This is a genomic window from Streptomyces tubbatahanensis, assembly GCF_022699385.1.
Classification (GTDB): domain Bacteria; phylum Actinomycetota; class Actinomycetes; order Streptomycetales; family Streptomycetaceae; genus Streptomyces; species Streptomyces diacarni.
Genome location: NZ_CP093846.1, coordinates 6,702,991 through 6,723,188 on the forward strand (window position 1 = coordinate 6,702,991; position 20,198 = coordinate 6,723,188).

Below are 20,198 nucleotides of genomic sequence, written 5' to 3' on the forward strand. Positions count from 1 at the left end.
GAAGGCATCATGAGGAGGGTGAAGGCACGCGAGAGGCATCCAGCACGCACCGACCCGGCGCCGCCACCGTCCGACGGCATTCTGTGGGACGTGGCCGGGGACCTCCGCATCCTGTTCACGCTGCCCGGCGCGCTGACCATGCAGGTCGCCCACCCCGCCGTCGGCGCCGGAGTGGACCAGCACTCCGTCTTCCGCACCGACCCGTGGGGCCGAGGTGAGCGCTCGGTGCGCAGCGTGCTGCTGTGGGTGTACGGAGGCGAGGAGGCCGCCGCCGAAGGCCGCAGACTGCGGGAGCTGCACAAGACGATGCAGGGCGTCGACGCGCACGGCCACCGCTACCACGCGCTGACGCCCGCCTACTACGCGTGGGTGCACGCCACCGGCTTCCCCTCCTTCCAGCACGGACAGCGCTACCTCGCCCGCCGCCCCTTCACCGAGGCGGAGGAGCGGCAGCTGTACGCCGAGTGGCTCCAGGTCGGCCGCGTGCTGGGCCTCCACGAGCGGGACATGCCGCAGACGCTGGAGGAGTTCTGGCCCTACTGGCGGCGCATGCTGGCCGAGGAGGTCGAGCCCACGGACGTCGTCCGTGAACTCGTCGCCCTCGACATGGAGATCCCGCCGCCGCCCTACGGGCCCCGGCCCGTGCGCGGCGCGCTGCGCGCGGCCTGGCCGCTGCTGGCGCCCGGACTCGCCCGGCTGCGGCGATTCTTGATCATCGGCCTGATGCCCCCGGACGCGCGGCGTGCGCTGCGGCTGCCCTGGAGCCCCCGCCAGGAGCGCCGCATGCGGCGGCTGGGACGCGTCGTCGCCTCCGTCGTGCCCCGGCTGCCGGAACGCCTGCGCTACCTGCCGTACGCGTACCGGGCGCGGGCGGCCCGCTGAGCCCCCCTCCGGGGCGGTACCGGGCCCGGGCGGCCCCCTGAGATCCCTCCGAGGCCGTGCCGGGCACCGGCGGTCCGCTGACCGCGCCCCTGAGACCGTGCCGGGCAGTGGCGGGTCTGCTGACCTCGCCTCCGAGGTCGTGCCGGGCCGCGGCGGTCCGCTGACCGCGCCCCTGGTGGAGCACGGGCATGGGGCGGCCGTCGAACTCGCCCCCGAGCGGACCCGGCCAGCGCACCGGGCCGGCCCCCGCGGGGGCCGGCCCCGGCGCCGTCAGTGGTGCGGGTGGTCCGCCGTGTGGATCTTCTTCCACGACTCGGGCTGCTCCGGAGCGGCCTTCGCCTTGAGCCCCGCCGCGGAGGCGGGCGGCTTGGCGGGCTGGAACAGCCAGGTGTCGAACAGCTCGGCCAGCGGCTCGCCCGACACCTTCTCCGCGTAGGCGACGAAGTCGCCCACATCCGCGTTGCCGCCCTCGTGCTGCTGGGGCCAGCCCTTGAGGAGGGCGAAGAAGTCCTTGTCCCCGATCTTCTCGCGCAGCGCCTGGAGAGCCATCGCCCCGCGGTCGTAGACCGCCGAGTGGAACTGGTTGTCCGGGCCGGGGTCGCCCGGCTTCACCTTCCAGAAGTCGTCGTCGGCCGGGCGGGAGGCGTAGGCGTAGTCGGCCAGTTCGCGCGCCGTGCCCTCGCCCTGGTCCTCGGACCACAGCCACTGCGCGTAGGCCGCGAAGCCCTCGTTGATCCAGATGTCCTTCCAGCCCTTGAGCGAGACGCTGTCCCCGTACCACTGGTGAGCCATCTCGTGGACGACGACGGAGGTGTTGGAGCCGTCGGCGAAGTCGTCGGGGCTGTAGAACGGGCGGGTCTGGGTCTCCAGCGCGTAGGTGGTGTCCGTGTTCGGGACGTAGCCGCCCATCGCGTCGAAGGGGTAGGTGCCGAAGTAGCCCTGGAGCCACTCGGTGATCTCGGCGGTCCGCTCGACGCTCGCCCGTGCCGCGCCCGCGTGCTCGCCCAGATCCTTGCTGTAGGCGTTGATGACGGGCAGTCCCGAGTCGGTCTTCGCGGTGGTGATGTCGAACCTGCCGACCGCCAGCGTGGCCAGGTAGGTGGCCTGCGGGGCGCGGGAGCGCCAGTTCCAGCGCGTCCAGCCGGCCTCGGAGCGCTTCGACTGAAGAGTGCCGTTGCTGAGCGCCTGGGTGCCGTCGGGAACGGCGATGCTCACGTCGTAGCTCGCCTTGTCCGAGGGGTGGTCGTTGCTGGGGAACCACCACCAGGCGGCTTCCGGCTCGTTGGCGGCCACGCCGCCGTCCTCGGTGCGCAGCCACGAGGTGAAGCCGCTCACCTCGACCTTCGAGGGGGTGCCGGAGTAGCGGACCACGACGGTGGCCTTCTCACCCTTGGCCAGCGGCTCGGCCGGGGTGATGCGCAGTTCGTGCGCGCCGGTGGCGGCGAAGCGCGCCTTCTCGCCGTTCACCCGCACCTCGCTGACGTCCAGCGCGAAGTCCAGGTTGAAGCGCGACAGGTCCTGCTCGGCGGTGGCCAGCAGGGTCGCCGTGCCGTTCAGCTCGTCCGTCTTCGGCTGGTACCGGAGCCGGAGGTCGTAGTGGGAGACGTCGTAGCCGCCGTTCCCGTAGTCCGGGTAGTAGGGGTCGCCCACGCCCGGGGCTCCCGGGGACGGTTCGGCCGCCGAGGCCGGGACCGCCAGCAGCAGCGAGGCCGCCACCATGGCACCCGGGACGATCAGTCTGTGACGCACGAGTCCTCCAGCTCTTCCGTCAACCTTGCGGCGCCACCATCGGGTTCACATCCCGCCCCGTGGCGCGTGGGGTGTCGCTTCGTCCGAAGGGTATGTACTCACGTGGCACACCGCATGTCCACAGCAACTACCGTCATGTGAGCGTCATCCGGCCGACACACGCCCCCTTCTGCACACGCGTGGACGCGGCTACCGTCCCGGCATGGTGTTTCGCGCGCGGCTCGGCCGCTCCCGGTGGAAGACCGCCGCCCTGACCTCGGCGGCGCTCCTCGTCCCCCTCCTCGCCACCACCGCGCAGGCCGCTCCGCGAGACGGCGTTGCCGCGCTCCGTACCGGCTTCGAACGCACCCACGGCCAGCGCTGGACGACGCAGGACGAGGAAGAGAAGTTCCTGCGCGCCGTCGACGCGGCGGGCCGCCGCGTCACCCTCGACACCATCGGCCGCACCGGGCAGGGAAGGCCGCTGCGGCTGGCCCGTGTCGGCGCCCCGTCGCCGGAAGGCCCCGCGAAGGTCAGGCGCGGCAACTCCCTGCTGCTGATCTGCTCCCAGCACGGGAACGAACCCGCGGGCCGCGAGGCGTGCCTGAGCACCATCCGCGACCTCGCCTTCGCCAAGGACCGCGCCACCCGGCGTTTCCTGTCCCATACGACGGTGCTGGTCGTGCCCACCGCCAACCCGGACGGCCGCGCCGCCGACACCCGCGGCAACGCCGACGGCGTGGACATCAACCGCGACCACCTCGCGCTGGAGACCGCCGAGGCCCGCGCGATGGCCGCCGTACTGCGCGACTACCGGCCCGACACCGTCTACGACCTGCACGAGTACGGCGCCCACGAGCCGTACTACGTGAAGGATCTGCTCTCCTTGTGGCCCCGCAACCTGAACACCGCGAAGGGCGTGCACAAGGAGTCCGTGACGCTCTCGGAGAAGTACGCGCGCCCGTCCGCCGAGGACAGCGGCCACACCACCGGCATCTACGGCATCTGGACGGACCCGGAGACGGGTGAGCCCGTCAAGCAGGTCGCGGGCGACGGGCAGGAACGCATCCTGCGCAACACCGTCGGTGTCAAGGGCGCGGTCGGGCTGCTCGCCGAGACCCGCGTCGAACCGCTCACCGACGCCGGCAAGGGCGACGAGGCGCGCAACAACCGGCGCCGTGTCGGCTCACATCTGGCCGCGCTGGAGGGCGCGTTCGACTTCACCGGCGAGCGCCGCGCCCGCATCGAGAAGGCGACCGGGGCCGCGCGCAGGGCGGGCTTCGCCGACCGCGGCCCGGTGTACCTCGGCGGTGCCGACAACGAGCAGCCCACCGAAGAGCAGGTGCTGGATGATCCGCCCTGCGGCTACCGGCTGACCGGCGAGCAGTTCGAGGACGTCGCATCGGTGCTCGGCCTGCACGGGGTGCGCGCCGAGCCCCGCAGCGGCGGCGGCGTCCTGGTGCCGCTGCGCCAGTCGCAGCGCGCCCTGGTCCCGCTGCTGCTGGACGCGCGCGCCGAGTTCGCGCTGACGGCGGGGGCGCCGGTGCGCGACTGCCGCTGAGCCCGGAAGGAAGAGGGGCGGGCCCGGCTCACTCGCAGGCGACCGGCTCCCCTTACCGGTGGCGGCGCTCACTCGCCGGTGGCCCGGCTCACTCGCCGGTGGCCGGGCCCACCAGCCGTGCCGCGTCCACGGCACACCCCCACGAGACGGTGACGCCCGCCCCGCCGTGCCCGTAGTTGTGCACACACAGCGACTCCCCGCCCCGCCCGTCGCTCAGCCGCTCGCTCTCCAGCCGGACGCGGGGCCTGGAGGGGCGCAGACCGACCCGGTGCGCGCGCACCGTCGCGCCGGCCACCTCGGGCCGTACCGCGGCGCAGCGCCGCACGATCGCCTCGGCGGTCGCCGTGTCGGGTTCGCGCTCCTCGGCGTCCTCGTGCGCCGTGCCGCCGAGGATCAGTCCGTAGGGCTGGGGCAGCAGGTAGGTGGTCTCGCTCGCCCCGCTGCCGGCGTCCACGTACCACTCCGTGACGCCCGGGTTCTCCACGACGAGGATCTGCCCCCGCACGGCACGCATCGCGGGGTCGGGCACCAGTTCGCGGGCGCCGAGTCCGCTGCAGTTCACGACCACGGGGGCCTCGGCCGCCGCCTCCTGGAGCGAACGTGCCGCGCGCCGCTCGACCCGCCCGCCCGCGGCCTCGAACCTGCCCGTCAGATACGGGAGATAGGTCTCCATATCGACAAGCGGGGCGCGCGGTGGGGTGCCGGTGAGCGCCGTCCAGGCGGCGGGCGGCGCGCTGCCCGCCATCCGGCCGCGCAGCAGCCGCACCCCGGTGCTGTGCGGCTGCTCGGCGAGCCACGAGAAGTGCCGGAAGGAGCGGACCGACCAGTCCAGTGCCTGGGCCTCGGGCTCGATCCGGTAGGGCCACACCAGGCCGCCGGCGACCGCCGAGGTCGTCTCCCGCGGGTCCTCGGGGCTCCACAGCCGCACGTCCATCCCGCGCTCGGCCAGCACCACGGCCGTCGTCAGCCCGATGACCCCGCCGCCTATGACGACGGCGTCCGCCGTGCCGCGACCGCCGTCGCCCGCTGTCACATCGACCATGTCCGGACACTACGGCACGCCGCCGCCCGCCGGCACGCCGCCGCCCGCCGGCACGCCGGCCGCACGGCCGGCCCAGGCGGCGCCGCGCAGGCAGGTGTGCCGGCTCAGCGCCGCGCCGGACCGCCCTCCAGCGCGGTCAGCAGCGCCAGGGGGGTGGCGGCCGCCCAGGCCTGCGGGGAGCAGGCGTGCGGGTAGGGCACCGGGGCCCGGTGGTCGGCGCGGGGGTAGCCGGCGAGCACCTCGGGCAGCCGGTAGCCGTGCCGGGCGGCGGCGTCCAGCAGGCCCCCGGCGAGCCGGTCGACCTCCTCGTGCAGTCCGTAGCGGGCCAGGCCCAGCGCGATCAGGGCGTTGTCCTGGGGCCAGATGCTGCCGCGGTGGTAGGAGAGCGGGTGGTACGGGGCCTGTCCCGCGGCGAGCGTACGGATGCCCCAGCCGGAGAAGAAGTCCGGCTCCATCAGCCTGCGCCCCACGGCCTGTCCCCGCTCCTGTCCGAGGATGCCGGACCACAGCAGGTGTCCCGCGTCCGAGGCGAGGGCGTCCAGGCGGCGTCCTGTCTCGTCCAGGGCGAGCGGCACGAAGTGGCGGTCGGGCAGCCAGAAGTCGGAGGTGAACCGCTCGCGCAGCGCGGCCGCGGCACTCTCCAGCTCCGCCGTGTACGCCGTGTCGCCCCAGGCGTCGCGGGCCAGCGTGGCCGTTGCGCACAGCGCGTCGTACGCGTATCCCTGCGCTTCGGCGACCAGTACCGCCCCGCTGGGCAGCGTGCCGTCGGCAGCGCAGACGGCGCCGGGGGAGTCCTTCCAGTTCTGGTTGGCCAGCCCGCCCTCGTGCGGCCGGTAGGCGAGGTAGCCGAACGCGTCGAGGCCGCCCCACCGGAACATCCACCGCACGGCGGCGCGTGCCTGCGGCTCCAGGCGGCGGGCCAGCTTTGTACCGGCGGGGCCCTGCTGCCTGGCGTAGGCGCCGAGCAGGACGAGGAAGAGCGGCGTGGAGTCGACCGACCCGTAGTAGCGGCCGTACGGCACCTGTCCGAAGGCGGCCAGTTCGCCGTGGCGCACCTCGTGGACGATCTTGCCGGGTTCGGCGCTCCGCTCCCGGTCTTCCTCCCGCGCCTGGGTGGCCGCCAGCGCGAGCAGCGTGGCCTCGGCCGTCTCGGGGCGGTAGGGGAGGGCGAAGAGCGAGGTGAGCAGGGAGTCGCGGCCGAAGAGGGTGAGGAACCAGGGCACGCCGGCTCCGGCGACGCTCACGGGTGCGCCGTCGGGCCCCGGCACGGTCACCCGCAGCCCGGCCAGGTCGGCCAGCCCCTGCTCGCAGGCGCGTGCGAGCTCCGCTCTGCCGGCGCGGGCGGCGGGCAGCGGCCGCGCGGTCACGAACGTCTGCCGCTCGGCCGCCAGTCGGGAGCGCACGCGCGCCGGGTCGTCGTCGCCGGGCGCGCGCGGGGGCGACGGGGGAGCGGCGCCGTGGGGCAGCGCCGTCACGCGCAGCCGCAGCTCGGCCGTGCCATGCGGCGGCAGCTCCAGCTCCCAGCCCAGCCGCCGTACCGTGGCTGAGCCCTCATCGGCCGCGTCCGCCCAGTCCCCGCTGTCCGGGCCCTCCACCGTGAGCGGGGCGGGATCGGCCGTCACGAGCGTCCGTGCGTGCCAGTCGGCGCCCCGCCGGTAGTCGAACTCGACGCCGCCGGGGCGAAGGGCGCTGCCGCGCACGGCTCCCGGCTTGGTGAAGGTGCGGTGCTGGGCGCGCAGCTCCATCTGGTCGGCGAAGTCGGCGTCCGCCGTCAGCGTGAGGCGTACGGTCGCCGCCGCACCCTGGTTGCTGACGACGCGCAGCAGCTCCGTCAGCGCGCCGTCGGCGACGGCCTGTTCGCGGAAGACGGTGCAGGCCGGGGGCGCCTCGCGGGTGCCGCGCGGGGTCAGCACGGCGCAGCCGTCACCGTCACCCGCGCCCTGGGGAACCAGCACGACGGGTGGCGCACCGTCCAGGGCCAGCTCCCAGCGGCTCAGGTGGCGGGCGTCGCGGCGAAACAGCCCGTGCGGCATCGCGGCCTTCGGGGCTTCGGCGAGGTCGCCGGAGGGCGCCAGTACCGCGAACGTGCCGTCGTGCACGAGCACCCTGTGCTCGGTCGCCGTCATCGGGTCAGGAGTCCTTTCTCGGAGCGGGCAGGGGCACGGACGCCGGGGCCTGGCGGGCCCGCCGTGCGAGCAGGTCGAGAGCGAGCGCGGCCGTCCAGCCGAAGTCGCGGGTGCCGCGGCCCGCACCGGTGTAGGGGTCCACGTACTCGGCGAAGCGGCTGTTCTCCGCCGCCCGCAGGATCTCTTCCGCCAGCGCGTCGGCCCGCTGTCCGGCACCGTGGAGGCGAAGCCCGCGCTCCAGCAGCCAGTTGACGTTGAACCAGGCGGGGCCGCGCCAGTACCGGTGCGGGTCGAAGGCCGCGCCCCGCAGGTCGTAACTGGGCAGCAGCCGTACCGTCGTGCCCAGGCCGAAGTGCGGGCCCTGCGCGGTCTCCAGCAGGGCCTCGACGACCGCCGGCGGCAGGCCGGGGGCGAGCAGGGGGAGCAGCCCGGCGGCGCTCCTGCCCGGCACCAGCTGCCCGGCGGGGCGCCCCGCGCCGTCCGCGCGCAGGTCGCGGCTGAGGAACTGTCCCGCCTCCGGCGACCACAGCCGCTCCACGAGCGCGTCCGTCAGCGCGGCGGCCCGCTCCCGGTGGACGTCCGGCTCACCGCCGAGCGCCTGGGCGATCCGGGCGAGGGCGTGCTCGGAGGCGACGAACAGCGCGTTGAAGCCCGGGTCCTCGACGGCGAACGGGTGCGGGGCTGCGGCGTCGCGGTAGCCGTGGTCGCGGTACTCGGCGGCCAGCCGCACGTACCGCCCGTAGTCCAGGTCGGTGGGACGGTCGGCGGCGGCCCCGTGCACCAGGTCCGCCCGGCGGAAGGAGCCCGCCGCCGCGGGCTCGATCCGCGCCAGCGGACCGTCCCAGCACGGGCTGTTGTCCATGCCCGGCTCCCACGGGTGCACCACGGCGGCCAGGCCGCCGCCGCCCAGGTCGCGCCGGTCGGCCAGGTACCCGTGCCAGGCCACCAGGCGCGGGTAGACGCGGGCCAGGAAGCCGCGCCGGGCCGAGGAGGCGGGGTCGGCCCTGTGCACCAGCCACGCCGCCAGTGCGTGCACCGGCGGCTGCACGATCCCGGAGGTCTCCAGGGCCGCGGGCGCACCGGCCGCCGCACCCGCGGCCCCGGAGCGCCAGAAGTCCGGGCTGGGGAAGTAGGCGCCCAGCGGCACCGCACGGTTGAAGACGATGTGCGGCACCCGCCCGTCCCCCCACTGCGCGCCCAGCAGCGTCTCCAGCTCGCGCTGTGCCCGCAGCGGCGACAGGTGGCGCAGCCCGATCGCGATGAACGCCGAGTCCCAGCTCCACTGGTGCGGATACAGCCCGTGGGAGGGCACCGTCGAGTGGCCCGTCCAGTTGCCGATCAGTACGCGGCACGCGCTGCGCCGCAGCGCCAGGTCCGCCTGCCCGGGCGGCCGTGCGGGAGCGGACGGTGGCGCCGGCTCCGTGTCCGGGTCCACCGCCACGGCCGAAGACGTCATCGGCCGGCCCCGCTCGGTGCGGCGCCGCTCATCCGGGCCAGGAACGGCGGTACGGAGCGCACGGCCTCCGCCGGGTCCAGGTGCGGCGTCAGCCGGCACTCGAGCGCCAGATGCCCCTGGTAGCCCGCGCTCTCCAGCGCGCCGAGCCACGCCGGCCAGTCCAGGTGGCCCGCGCCAGGCTGGAACCTGTTGGAGTCGCTGACCTGGGCGTGCCCGATGTAGGGGGCCGCCGCCACGATCGCGGCGGCCGGGTCGGCCTCCTCGATGTTCATGTGGTAGCTGTCGATGCCGATCCGCACCGAGTCGAGCCCGACGGCGCGGATCAGCTCGACCGCCTGCTCCAGCCTGTTGACCATGTGGTCCTCGTACCGGTTCAGCGGCTCCAGAAAGAGCGTGACGCCCTCCGCGCGGGCGTGCTCGCCCAGTTCCGTCAGCCCGGACAGCAGGATCTCGCGCTCCTCCTCCTCGCCGCGCGGCGGGGTGAACGGCGGCAGCCTGCGGGAGAACATGCCGTAGGAGGCCGGCGTCTGCGCCCCGGCGCCGCCGAGTTCGGCGATGACGGACAGCTGCGACGTCATCTGGGCGAGGGCGTCGCGGCGCCGGTCGGCGTCGAAGGCGGCGAAGAAGTGCGGCATGTCGACGCAGACGGTCGGCATCGCTACGCCGTCCGCCTTGGCCTCGCGCAGCTCCGGCAGGCGCTCGCGGAAGTGGAAGTCGCCCTTTCCGCGGAGTTCGACGCCGTCGTAGCCGGCCGCTTGGGCGAACTCCCACTTCTCCTGGAGGGTGGCGCCGGGGAGGAGCTGCTCCTGGCAGGCGGTGCGGAACATCTGTGGCCTTTCGTGGTGGGTACAGGGCGGGTTCAGAACGCGAGCACCATCTGCAACGCCTCGCCGGGCCGTTCGTCCAGCAGCTCGTACGCCTGTGCCGCGTCCGCGACGGGCAGTACGTGGCTGACCAGCGAGGCCACGTCCACGCGGCCTTCCCCGACCAGGCGCAGGAAGGTGCGCTGCAACCGCTCGACACTCCACCGGCCGTCGAGCGCCTGCGGGACGCCCCCGATCTGCGAGCACACCAGGTGGGCCCGGTTGTGGTGGAACTCGTCGCCGAGCCGCAGCCCGGCGCCGTCGCCCTGGTAGAACCCGGCGGCGACGACCCGCCCGCCGACCGCCACCGACCGCAGCGCCTCGTGCAGCGCGGGATAGGCCCCGCTGATCTCGATGGCGGCGTCCGCGCCCCTGCCTTCCGTGGCTTCGCGGAGGCGCTCCGCGACGCTGTCGGTCCGCGCGTTCAGCGTCGTGGTGGCGCCGTGCGTGCGCGCGTGCTCCAGCCGCGAGTCCAGTGCGTCGACGGCGCTCACCCGTGCGCCGTTGAGCTGGGCGAGGCGGGTGGTCAGCAGGCCGATGACGCCCTGGCCGAACACGGCGACGTCCTCGCCGAGGTGGATGTCCGCGCCGAGAACGGCGTTGTAGGCGATGGCGCCGACGCGGGCGAACGCGCCGGCCAGCGGGTCGAGTCCGTCCGGCAGCCGGTGGCCGGCCATGCGTGCGGCGGGGACGATGCCTTCGCTGCGGTGGCCCCAGATGCCCCAGGCCAGGTCGCCCACCTGGGGGAGGCCGGGTGCGTCGGCCAGTTCGGGGGAGACCTCGGTGACCTCGCCGACCTCGGAGTAGCCCCAGCCCACGACCGGGTAGGAGATGCCGGCCGCGTCGTCGGTGAAGAGGCGGGACTCCGGGTCCCAGGTCCGCGTCAGGTACGGGTTGGTCCCTCTGTAAGCGGTAAGTTCCGTTCCTGCCGATATGCCCGAATAGCGGGTGCGGACCCGCACGTGGCCGGGGGGCAGCGGCTCGCTCTCGTGCTCGGCCACCTCGACCGTGCGCGGGCCGGTGAACTGGACAACTCGCTCCACAAGGGACTCCGAACGCCGTGATTCCAGCAGTTTCGTCGAAGATACATCAGAGTTACGTCTTGTAAACAGACAGAACTGGTGCTGAGATGCGGAACTGACAAGCGAAAGTCCGAACCGAGGGTGAGGCATGGGGAAGTGGACGCGGCGGTCGAGAGTGGCAGCGGCCGGACTCGCCGGAGTGCTCGGCGCAAGCCTCTTGGCCGGCTGCTCAGACGGCGCCGAGGCGGGTCCGGACAAACCGGATAAAAAGATAACGGTGTGGACGCTGGAGAACCTGCCCGCACGGATGGCCGCGACCAAGAAGATCGTCTCCGGCTACGAGAAGCGCAGCGGCGTCCAGGTGAAACTCGTCGGTGTCGACGAGGCCCAACTGCCGCAGCTGATCATGTCGGCGGCCGCCGCGGGAGACCTCCCCGACGTGATCGGCGCACTGCCGCTGGGCCAGGTCTGGCAGATGTACGCCAACGACCTGCTCAACACCGACATGCCCGCCCGGATCGTCGAGGACCTCGGTGCCCACACCTTCGACGCCAACGCGCTGAAGCTGACCGCCGACGGGAAGAAACGGCTGACCGTCCCCTCCGACGCCTGGCTGCAACTCCTCGTCTACCGCAAGGACCTCTTCCAGGACGCGCAACTGCCCGCGCCCACCACCTACGGCCGGCTGAAGAAGGCGGCCGAGACGCTGGACAAGGGCGAGAGGGACGGCATCTCGCTGGCCACCGACCCCGGCGACGTCTTCACCCAGCAGAGCTTCGAGAACATGGCGCTGGCCAACGACTGCCGTCTGATCGACACGCAGGGCGGCGGGGGAGACAAGGACGCTGCCCTGGACTCGCCGTCGTGCCGCCGCGCTTTCAGCACCTACCGGACACTCGCCCGCGACCACGGCCCGGCCGGCACCCAGACGCTCGACTCGACCCGCGCCACCTACTTCGCCGGCCGCTCCCCGATGCTGATGTGGTCCTCCTTCCTGCTGGACGAGCTGGCCGGGGAGCGTGCCGACGCCCGGCCGAGCTGCCGCCAGTGCGAGAAGGACCCCGCGTTCCTGGCGGAGAACAGCGGAATCACCACCGCGATCAAGGGCCCGGACGCGCGGCGCCCCGGACAGTTCGGCGAGATCACGTCCTGGACGGTGACCAGAACCGCCGAGACCGAGGCCTCCCGCGGCTTCATCGAGTACATGATGGGCGCCGGATACGAGGACTGGTTCGGCATGGCGCCCGAGGGCAAGATCCCCGTCCGCGAGGGCACCGCCGAGGAACCCGACAAGTACACCCGCGCCTGGAAGAGCAGCCGCCTGGGCGTCGAGGCCACCCACCGCAAGCCGCTGAACGAGATCTACTCCGACGCGCTGCTGGACGAACTGGCGGACGGCGTGGGCCACATGCGGCGCTGGGGCATCGCGGAAGGCGAGGGCGCCCTGGTCGGCGCCACCAACGGCGAACTGCCCGTCGCCAAGGCCGTCGGCGAGATGACCAGCGGCGCCACACCGGGTGACGAGGCCGCACGCGAGGCCAACGAGGAAGTCGGCGCACTGCGGAGGTCCCTGCGATGAGTACCACGTCCCCCACCCCGCCCGGCGCCGCCGCCGGCGCGCGCCCGCCCGAGCAGCCCCCGGCGGGCGACGGGCGCACGGGCCCCGCCGGACCGCCGAAGCGCCGCCGCCTGCCGACCGGCGCGGCGCGGGAGAACCGCGCCGGGCTGGCCTTCGTGACGCCCACCTTCCTCGTCGTCCTCGTGGTCGTCGTCCTGCCGATCCTGTGGACGGTCCTGCTGGCCTTCCAGCACGCCCGGCTGGTCGACATCCAGGGCATGAGCCTGTTCGGCAACTGGACGCTGGACAACTTCACCGGCGTCTTCACCTCGCCCGGCTTCTGGACCAGCCTGTGGACGACCCTGCTGTACACGGTCGGGGCCACCGCCGGATCCGTCGTCCTCGGGCTGGTCGCCGCGCTCGCGCTGCGCAGGCCCTTCCGCGGCCGCGGCCTGCTGCGCGGCTCGATGCTGCTGCCGTACGTCGCGCCCGTGGTGGCCGTCGCGTTCGTGTGGGAGATCGCGCTCAGCCCGCAGTTCGGCATCGTCAACGAGTGGGGCGGCACGCTGCTGGGCTGGGACGACCCGATCGCCTTCCTGTCCACCCGCTCCTTCGACGTCTCCCTCCTCGGGCTGCACTTCGACATCCCGCTCGCCTTGCTGACCGTCGTCGCGTTCGAGACCTGGCGCTACTTCCCGTTCGCTTTCCTCTTCCTGCTCGCCCGCCTCCAGGCGGTGCCCGACGGCCTGGAGGAGGCCGCGAAGGTGGACGGCGCCACCCACACGCAGCGCTTCCGCTACGTCCTGTTGCCGCAGCTGATGCCGGTCATCGCGCTGCTGTGTGTCCTGCGCTTCATCATGACGTTCAACAAGTTCGACGACATCTACCTGCTCACCGGCGGCGGCTCCGGCACCGACGTGGTGGCCGTGCGCGTGTACGACTTCCTCACCGCACGCTTCGACGTGGGCGCCGCCGCGGCCCAGGCCCTCGTCCTGGCGGCCTTCTTGGTGGTGCTGCTGGGCGTGTACTTCAAGTTCTTCGCCAAAAAGGTCCAGGAGGAGGCGTGATGAGCGCAGCGAGTACGTCCCCACGCGGCCGCCCGGCGGCGCGCCGGATCAGCCGCGCACGGTTCGAGGAGCGCCTCTTCGGCGTGCTCCGCTGGGTGGTGATCGCCTTCCTCGCCGTGATCACCCTGGCGCCCTTCTTCTACATGCTGCTGCTGTCGGTGAAACCCATCGACGCCCTGCTGCTGGACCCTGGTCAGCTGTGGGTGAGCGCCGAGGACTTCACGCTGTCCACCTACCGTGAGGTGCTCAAACCCACGTCCGAGGGCGGCCAGGGGTTCGTGCACATGCTGGCCAACTCCGCGCTCGTCTCGCTCGGCGCGGTCGTCCTCACGCTGCTCGCCGCGATCCCCGGCGCGTACGCCGTCAGCCGGCTGAAGTTCTTCGGCGGCCGGCAGGTCAGCGCCCTCTTCCTCGCCGTCTACCTCTTCCCTGCGACGCTGCTGGCCGTGCCGCTGTTCGTGATGTTCGCCAAGATGGGTCTGCAGGGCAGCCTGGTGGGGCTCGCGATCGTCTACATCGCGCAGACCGTGCCGGTCTCGATCTACATGATGAAGAACTACTTCGTCACCATCCCGTACTCCATCGAGGAGGCGGCGGCCCTCGACGGGTGCAGCCGGCTCCAGACGGTCCGCAAGGTGATCCTCCCGCTGGCCGCACCGTCGCTGATGGCCACCGGGCTGTACGTGTTCATGATCGCGTGGAACGAGTTCCTCTTCGCGCTGCTCTTCCTGGCCGCCCAGCCCGACAAATGGACCGTCTCGCTCGGTCTCCAGCAGCTCGCGGGCGGTATCGAGGTCTCCAAGACCGTGCTGATGGCAGGATCGGTGGTGCTGACCATCCCCGTCGTCCTGCTCTTCTTCGCCGCGGAACGGCTCCTCACCGAGGGTCTGACCAGCGGCGCGGACAAGAGCTGAGGCGAGCCGCCGAGCACGAACGAGTAGACCGTGAGCTGAGGAGAGCATGACCGGTACCACCGGGAACCAGGCGAGCGCCGGCCACCTGCTGCGTCTCATCAGGGAGGGCAAAGCCACCACCCGCGGCGCCCTGCAACAGGCCACCGGGCTCTCGCGCTCCACCGTCGGGCACCGCCTGGACCAGCTCTTCGCGGCGGGCTGGCTGCGTGAGGGCGAGGCCGCGCCGGTGGCCGGTTCCGCGGGCGGACGGCCCTCGGCGCGGCTGGAGTTCGACGCGGGACACGCCGTGGTGCTCGCCGCCGACCTCGGAACCCGGCACGCCGCCGCGGCCGTCCTCGACCTGGCGGGCACCGTGCTGGCCGAGCGCTCGGGCGAACTGGTGATAGGGGACGGGCCCGAGCAGGTGCTCGACCGGCTGGCGCAGTGGTTCGCCGCGCTGCTGGCGGAGCACGGAGTGGGACCCGACCGGGTCTGCGGCATCGGCCTGTCGGTGCCGGGCCCCGTGGACTTCGCCTCGGGGCTGGTCATCCAGCCACCGATCATGCCCGGCTGGGACGGCTACCCCATCCCGGAGCGCATGCGGGAGGCGTACGCGGCCCACGTGCGCCCCGCGGCACCCGTGCCCGTCCTGGTCGACAACGACGCCAACCTCATGGCCTACGCCGAGCAGCGCGCCGGACACCGCGACTGCGCCGCCTTCGTACTGATCAAGGTCGCCACCGGTATCGGTGCGGGCGTCGTCGTCGACGGGCAGCCCTACCGCGGCATCGACGGCGGCGCGGGCGACATCGGACACATCCGGCTGCACGACTGCCAGGACGCGCTGTGCATGTGCGGCAACCACGGCTGCCTCGCCGCCGTCGCCAGCGGCCGGGCCCTGGCCAGGCAGCTCACCGAGGCGGGCGTGCCCACCACCTCGGGCTCCGGCGTACGTGACCACCTCGCCGCCGGGCGCCCCGAAGCCGTCCGGCTGGCCCGCGAGGCGGGCCGCAGGGTGGGCGAGGTGCTGGTCACCGTCGTCACCCTGCTCAACCCCGGCGTACTGATGATCGCCGGCGACCTGGCGAGCACCCCGTTCGTCACCGGCGTGCGGGAGCTGCTCTACCAGCGCGCCATGCCGCGCACCACCGCCCACCTGCGCGTCGTCACCTCCGCACTCGGCGAGCGCGCGGGGCTGATCGGGGCCGCCGCCATGGTCGTCGAGGACCTCTACGCCCCCGACCGCGCCGACGCCCGGCTGGCCGCCTCGGCCAGTGCCACCGGGTGACCCCTTCCCGACCCGTACGCAGGAGAACAGCACCGTGAAACCAGCCTGGCCCCACCCGCCGATACGCGTCGGCCTCGTCGGCGCCGGACCCTGGGCCCGCACCATGCACGCCCGGATGCTCGCAGCCGGGCCCGAGACGGAGCTGGCCGCCGTGTGGGCCCGCAGAAGCGAGGCCGCCGCCGACCTCGCCGCCGCCCACCGCACCGAGGCCGCCGCCTCCTTCGAGGAACTCCTCGACCTGTGCGAGGCCGTGGCCTTCGCCGTGCCGCCCGCCGTCCAGGCCGCGCTCGCCCCGCGGGCCGCCCGGGCGGGACGGGCCCTGCTGCTGGAGAAGCCGCTCGGCCCCGACCTGGCGGCCGCCCGCGCCGTCGCCGACGCGGTGGCCGAGCGCGGCGTCGTCTCCCAACTCGTCCTCACCAAGCGGTACCACCCTGCCACCCGCCGCTTCCTGGAACGGGCCCGCGCGACGCGTGTCACCGGCGCCCGCTCCTGCTATCTGCACGGCGCCTTCCTCGGCGGCGACCAGGCCACCGCCTGGCGCCTGGAGCACGGCGCCCTCCTCGACCTCGGCCCGCACCTGCTGGACCTGCTCGACCTCGCCGTCGGCCCGGTCACCACCGTGCGCTCCACCGGAGACCCGCGCCGCTGGACGGAGCTGACCTGCGAACACGAGAACGGCGCCGTCAGCCAGGCCTCCCTGTCCGGTGCCGTGGCACTGCCCAGGGCCCGTACCCGCATCGAGCTGTACGGGCCCGAGGAAGCGGACCAACTGGTCTACGACACCGCCGAACTCGACCACGAGGAGTGCTGGCCTGTGCTGCGCCGGGAGTTCGCGACCGCGGTGCGCAGCGGCCGCGCCGGCGACCTCGACGCCCGACGCGGCCTGCGGCTCCAGCAACTGCTGGCTCAGGCCGCGGCGTGACCCGCCGCTACACCTCCTCGCCCGCCACCTCCCGCAGCTCGCCCTCCGCCAGCTGAAGCCACCGGGTGATCCCCAGTCCCCGCAGGAACGGCAGATCGTGGCTGGCGACCACCAGCGCACCCTCGTACGCGGCCAGGGCCTCGCGCAGCTGCCGGACACTGGCCATGTCCAGATTGTTGGTCGGCTCGTCCAGCATCAGCAGCTGCGGGCCCGGCTCGGCCAGCATCACCGCCGCCAGCGTGGCACGGAAGCGCTCGCCGCCCGAGAGAGTGCCCACCGGGCGCTCCGCGTGGGCCCCGCGGAAGAGGAAATGGGCGAGCCGGGACCTGACGTGCTGGTTGGTGGCCTCCGGGGCCAGGGCCGCCACGTTCTCCACCACGGACAGCCCGTCGTCGAGCACGTCCAGCCGCTGGGGCAGATAGCGTAGCGGGACGTGGGTGGCCACCTCGCCCGAGACGGCGGGAAGCAGCCCGGCGACCGTCCGCAGCAGCGTCGTCTTGCCCGCGCCGTTCGGGCCGACCAGCGCGATCCGGTCGGGGCCGTGCACCTCCAGCGCCGCGCGGGCGCCGTTGCGCAGCTCTACGTCCCCCAGCGTGAGCACCCGACGGCCACGCGGCACCGCCGTGAACGGCAACTCCACGTGGATCTCCGCGTCCTGGCGCACCCGCTCGCCTGCCGCTTCCAGCCGCTCTTTGGCATCCTCCAGACGCTGCTCGTGCAGGACGCGGCTCTTGCCGGCGGTCTCCTGCGCCTTCCGCTTGCGCGCGCCCAGCAGGATCTTCGGCTCGCTCCGGCCGGCGGCCACCTTCCTGCCCTGGCGTGCGCGCCGCGCCAGCTTCGTCTGCGCCTCGGACAACTCGCGCTTCTGCCGCCGCACATCCGTCTCGGCCGCGCGCACCATCCGCTCGGCCGCCTCCTGTTCGGCCTCGACCGCCACCTCGTACGCCTCCAGATTGCCGCCGTACCACGTGACCCCGCCCTCGTGCAGCTCGGCGATCCGGTCGACCAGCGCGAGGAGTTCGCGATCGTGGCTGACCACGACGAGCACGCCGGGGAAGGCGGCGACCGCCGCGTACAGCCTGCGCCGGGCCACCAGGTCGAGATTGTTGGTGGGCTCGTCCAGCAGCAGCACGTCTGGCCGGGCCAGCAGCAACGCCGCCAGCCGCAGCAGCACCGACTCACCGCCCGAGACCTCACCGAGGGAGCGGTCGAGACCGACATGCTCAAGGCCCAGCTCGTCCAGCGTGGCCCGTGCGCGCTCCTCCACGTCCCAGTCGTCGCCGACGGCGGTGAAGTGTTCCTCGGCGACGTCGCCCGCCTCGATGGCGTGCAGCGCCGCGCGGGCGCGGGCGATCCCCAGCGCCTCGTCGACGCGCAGCGACGTGTCCAGGGTCAGGTCCTGCGGCAGATAGCCGACCTCCCCGGCGGCCTTGACGCTGCCGGAGTCGGGGAGCAACCGGCCTGCGATCAGTTTCAGCACGGTGGACTTTCCGGTGCCGTTGAGCCCGATCAACCCCGTGCGCCCGGGGCCGAAGGACAGGTCGAGATCGGTGAGGGCAGGGATGCCGTCCGGCCAGGAAAAGGTCAGCCGGGTGCAGGTCACAGCAGGGGAAGGGGTATTCACGGGGGCCTCCTGGTCGCCTCGCGAAGGGCGGTGGACAACGCGGGAGACACCGGACCCCGAAGACGGGATACGCGGGGCGGGAACCAGCAGGAGAGTGGCTCCGACACGGGGTCGGCTCACTTCCGAGGTCACACACGTGGCACACAGACGGGGCACACGGCGTCTCAGACCTCAGACGAGCAAGACCTCTCCGATCAACGACAACAGAGCCGTCCAAAACCATACGGGGCGGCCGCCCGCCACGCAAGACTTTTCGGGCAGGCGGCGGTGTGCTGTGCTGCCGCTATGGTCCATACCACGCAGTCCGATCAGGGGCCGACCCCCCATCCGACCGTGCCGCTGCGGCCGATGCGGGTCACCGCCCAGCAGGCCGAGGAGCGGGCCGAGACGTTCCATGCCCTCATGGAACGGCGCCGCACCGTCCGCGACTTCGACCCCGGGCCCCTGCCCGACGGGGTGCTGGAGTGGGCCGTGCGCACCGCATCCACCGCCCCCAGCGGCGCCCACGTCCAGCCGTGGCGCTTCGTCGTGCTCACCGACCCCGCGCGCAAGCGGCGGCTGCGCGAGGCGGCGGAGGCCGAGGAGCGCGAGTTCTACGGGCGCCGGGCCTCCGACGAGTGGCTGGAGGCCCTCGCCCCGCTCGGCACCGACGCGCACAAGCCGTTCCTGGAGACGGCGCCCGCCGTCATCGTCGTCTTCGAGGTGCACAAGGGCCCGCGCACGCCGCGCCCCTACTACACGAAGGAGTCCGTCGGCATCGCCGTCGGCTTCCTCCTCGCCACGCTCCACCAGGCGGGCCTGGCCACCCTCACCCACACCCCCAGCCCCATGCGTTTCCTCAACGAGGTCTGCGAGCGGCCCGCCGAGGAGCGCGGCGCCTACGTCATCCCCGTCGGCTACCCGGCCCCCGGCGCGCGCGTGCCCGACCTGCGGCGCAAGCCGCTGGACGAAGTGATGATCGTGTTGTGACCATCCTGCCGTCCTGCCCGTGCCCGGCACCGTGCATACTCCTGCTCACCACAGTGACGAAGGGGAACACACATGCACAGCTGGGCACGGGGGACAGCGGGCCTCGCCTGCGCGGGCAGCCTCGTCCTCGCGGCGGCCGGGTGCGGCGGCTCGGACGGCGGGCAGGACGCGGCAGGCGGTGGCGCCAAGGCCGCGGACGCCAAGGACCGGCCCGCGACAGGGGTCGTCACCCGCGCGCAGGCCGGCAAGATCTTCGACCGCTACGAGCGCATCAACAACCGGGCCAACAAGCACTCGGACGCGAAAGTGATCTCCCAGGCCGAGGCCGGTCCCGTCTACGAGGAGAGCAAGGCCACCTTCCGGCTCCAGAAGAACTGGAAGAAGAAGCGGATCGAGGAGTACAAGGAGCCCTTCAACTACATCGACCGGAAGTTCTACATACCGCGCAAGGGCACCGCCGACTGGTTCGTGATGGTGGCCCACTCCAAGAGCCCCGGCCAGAAGAAGAACAAGTATCCCGGCATCTTCGTCATGCAGAAGAAGAGCCAGGGCTGGCGGCTCGTCGCCGCCAGCTACAGCGACACCACCAAGATCCCGCGCATCGCCAAGGACGAGGACGGCTTCGCGCAGCCCGTGACCGACCCGGACAAGAAGCGCGGCGCCCTCGCCCCGTCCGGCCTCTCCGACGCCCTGTTCGACCTCTACAGCGAGGAAGGATCGACCGAGTCCACCGGGTTCGCCCCCTCCAAGGCCACCCGCTGGATCCGCAAGGTACCCAAGACGCAGAACAAGCTGCTCACCCCCTACGCCGAGGCCGTCTTCAGCCGCGGCGAGTCCGGCGACGAGCAACTGCACGCGCTGCGCACCAGCGACGGCGGCGCGCTCGCCCTCTTCAGCACCCAGGTGCGCGAGCACGACCGGGGCACACAGGCGACCGCCACCATCCACCCCTCCGGCGAGATGAAGGTCTACGTCGGTGAGACGGGACGGCCCTCCTTCTTCGTCGACTGGCTGCACCAGTCCAGCGCCCACCTGCCGCCCCACGGCAAGGCCCGGCTGCTGTCCTCCGAATACATCATGACGGGCGCGGCGCCCGGCACCGACTCCGACGGCCGCATGCCGGGCGTCACCAGCTGAGACGCCGCCTCGGTGGTGTCCGCGGCCCGCCAGGGCACGGACACCACCGAAGCGGCGCGG

Annotated in this window: 16 protein-coding genes; 9 read left to right on the forward strand and 7 right to left on the reverse strand. The window is 73.1% G+C overall.

The features are described from left to right. The first annotated feature begins 9 nt into the window (after window positions 1–9). On the forward strand, window positions 10–882 hold the full coding sequence (locus tag MMF93_RS28695) for an oxygenase MpaB family protein (protein WP_242756006.1): 873 nt from the start codon (window positions 10–12) through the stop codon (window positions 880–882). Between the two features lie 270 nt (window positions 883–1,152). On the opposite strand, the gene MMF93_RS28700 is transcribed toward MMF93_RS28695, so the two are convergent. Continuing rightward, a complete protein-coding gene (locus MMF93_RS28700) occupies window positions 1,153–2,631 on the reverse strand; it encodes a M1 family metallopeptidase (protein WP_242756007.1) in 1,479 nt (492 codons plus the stop codon). Window positions 2,632–2,833: 202 nt separating this feature from the next. Between MMF93_RS28700 and MMF93_RS28705 the strand changes: the two genes are divergently transcribed. Continuing rightward, entirely contained in the window at window positions 2,834–4,171 is a 1,338-nt protein-coding gene (locus MMF93_RS28705; protein WP_242756008.1) for a M14 family metallopeptidase, read from the forward strand. Between the two features lie 88 nt (window positions 4,172–4,259). Here MMF93_RS28705 and MMF93_RS28710 read toward each other — a convergent pair whose 3' ends face one another. From MMF93_RS28710 to MMF93_RS28730, 5 genes are all read right to left on the reverse strand, one after another. Beyond that, window positions 4,260–5,213: an FAD-dependent oxidoreductase gene (locus tag MMF93_RS28710; protein ID WP_242756009.1), complete on the reverse strand. Its 954-nt coding sequence runs from the start codon at window positions 5,211–5,213 to the stop codon at window positions 4,260–4,262. Window positions 5,214–5,317: 104 nt separating this feature from the next. After that, the gene (locus tag MMF93_RS28715) at window positions 5,318–7,339 is read right to left on the reverse strand and encodes an amylo-alpha-1,6-glucosidase (RefSeq protein WP_242756010.1); all 2,022 of its coding nucleotides are present in this window, start codon (window positions 7,337–7,339) and stop codon (window positions 5,318–5,320) included. 4 nt (window positions 7,340–7,343) lie between these two features. Next, window positions 7,344–8,795, reverse strand: coding sequence for an MGH1-like glycoside hydrolase domain-containing protein (locus tag MMF93_RS28720; protein ID WP_242756011.1), 1,452 nt, complete (start codon window positions 8,793–8,795; stop codon window positions 7,344–7,346). Continuing rightward, complete coding sequence (locus MMF93_RS28725) at window positions 8,792–9,622, reverse strand: sugar phosphate isomerase/epimerase family protein (protein WP_242756013.1); 831 nt, start codon at window positions 9,620–9,622, stop codon at window positions 8,792–8,794. The genes MMF93_RS28720 and MMF93_RS28725 overlap by 4 nt, the downstream gene beginning before the upstream one ends. A gap of 32 nt (window positions 9,623–9,654) precedes the next feature. Then, the gene (locus MMF93_RS28730) at window positions 9,655–10,701 is read right to left on the reverse strand and encodes a zinc-dependent alcohol dehydrogenase (protein ID WP_242756015.1); all 1,047 of its coding nucleotides are present in this window, start codon (window positions 10,699–10,701) and stop codon (window positions 9,655–9,657) included. Between the two features lie 127 nt (window positions 10,702–10,828). Here MMF93_RS28730 and MMF93_RS28735 point away from each other — a divergent pair, with 127 nt between their 5' ends. Genes MMF93_RS28735 through MMF93_RS28755 form a run of 5 tightly spaced genes read left to right on the forward strand, consistent with a single transcriptional unit; the run spans window position 10,829 to window position 16,408 of the window. Next, the gene (locus MMF93_RS28735; RefSeq protein ID WP_242756016.1) at window positions 10,829–12,259 is read left to right on the forward strand and encodes an ABC transporter substrate-binding protein; all 1,431 of its coding nucleotides are present in this window, start codon (window positions 10,829–10,831) and stop codon (window positions 12,257–12,259) included. Next, a complete protein-coding gene (locus MMF93_RS28740) occupies window positions 12,256–13,305 on the forward strand; it encodes a carbohydrate ABC transporter permease (protein ID WP_242756018.1) in 1,050 nt (349 codons plus the stop codon). Before MMF93_RS28735 ends, MMF93_RS28740 begins: the two co-directional genes overlap by 4 nt. Beyond that, window positions 13,305–14,219: a carbohydrate ABC transporter permease gene (locus MMF93_RS28745; RefSeq protein WP_242756020.1), complete on the forward strand. Its 915-nt coding sequence runs from the start codon at window positions 13,305–13,307 to the stop codon at window positions 14,217–14,219. The genes MMF93_RS28740 and MMF93_RS28745 overlap by 1 nt, the downstream gene beginning before the upstream one ends. Window positions 14,220–14,265: 46 nt before the next feature. Beyond that, the gene (locus tag MMF93_RS28750; RefSeq protein ID WP_242756022.1) at window positions 14,266–15,486 is read left to right on the forward strand and encodes an ROK family transcriptional regulator; all 1,221 of its coding nucleotides are present in this window, start codon (window positions 14,266–14,268) and stop codon (window positions 15,484–15,486) included. A gap of 34 nt (window positions 15,487–15,520) precedes the next feature. Further along, the gene (locus MMF93_RS28755; RefSeq protein WP_274709513.1) at window positions 15,521–16,408 is read left to right on the forward strand and encodes a Gfo/Idh/MocA family protein; all 888 of its coding nucleotides are present in this window, start codon (window positions 15,521–15,523) and stop codon (window positions 16,406–16,408) included. 7 nt (window positions 16,409–16,415) lie between these two features. Here the strand turns inward: MMF93_RS28755 and MMF93_RS28760 are convergent, their stop codons facing one another. Next, the gene (locus MMF93_RS28760) at window positions 16,416–18,032 is read right to left on the reverse strand and encodes an ABC-F family ATP-binding cassette domain-containing protein (RefSeq protein WP_242756024.1); all 1,617 of its coding nucleotides are present in this window, start codon (window positions 18,030–18,032) and stop codon (window positions 16,416–16,418) included. A gap of 285 nt (window positions 18,033–18,317) precedes the next feature. Between MMF93_RS28760 and MMF93_RS28765 the strand changes: the two genes are divergently transcribed. Next, window positions 18,318–19,001: a nitroreductase family protein gene (locus MMF93_RS28765; protein ID WP_242756025.1), complete on the forward strand. Its 684-nt coding sequence runs from the start codon at window positions 18,318–18,320 to the stop codon at window positions 18,999–19,001. A gap of 72 nt (window positions 19,002–19,073) precedes the next feature. Continuing rightward, entirely contained in the window at window positions 19,074–20,138 is a 1,065-nt protein-coding gene (locus MMF93_RS28770; protein ID WP_242756026.1) for a DUF8094 domain-containing protein, read from the forward strand. Window positions 20,139–20,198 lie beyond the last annotated feature (60 nt).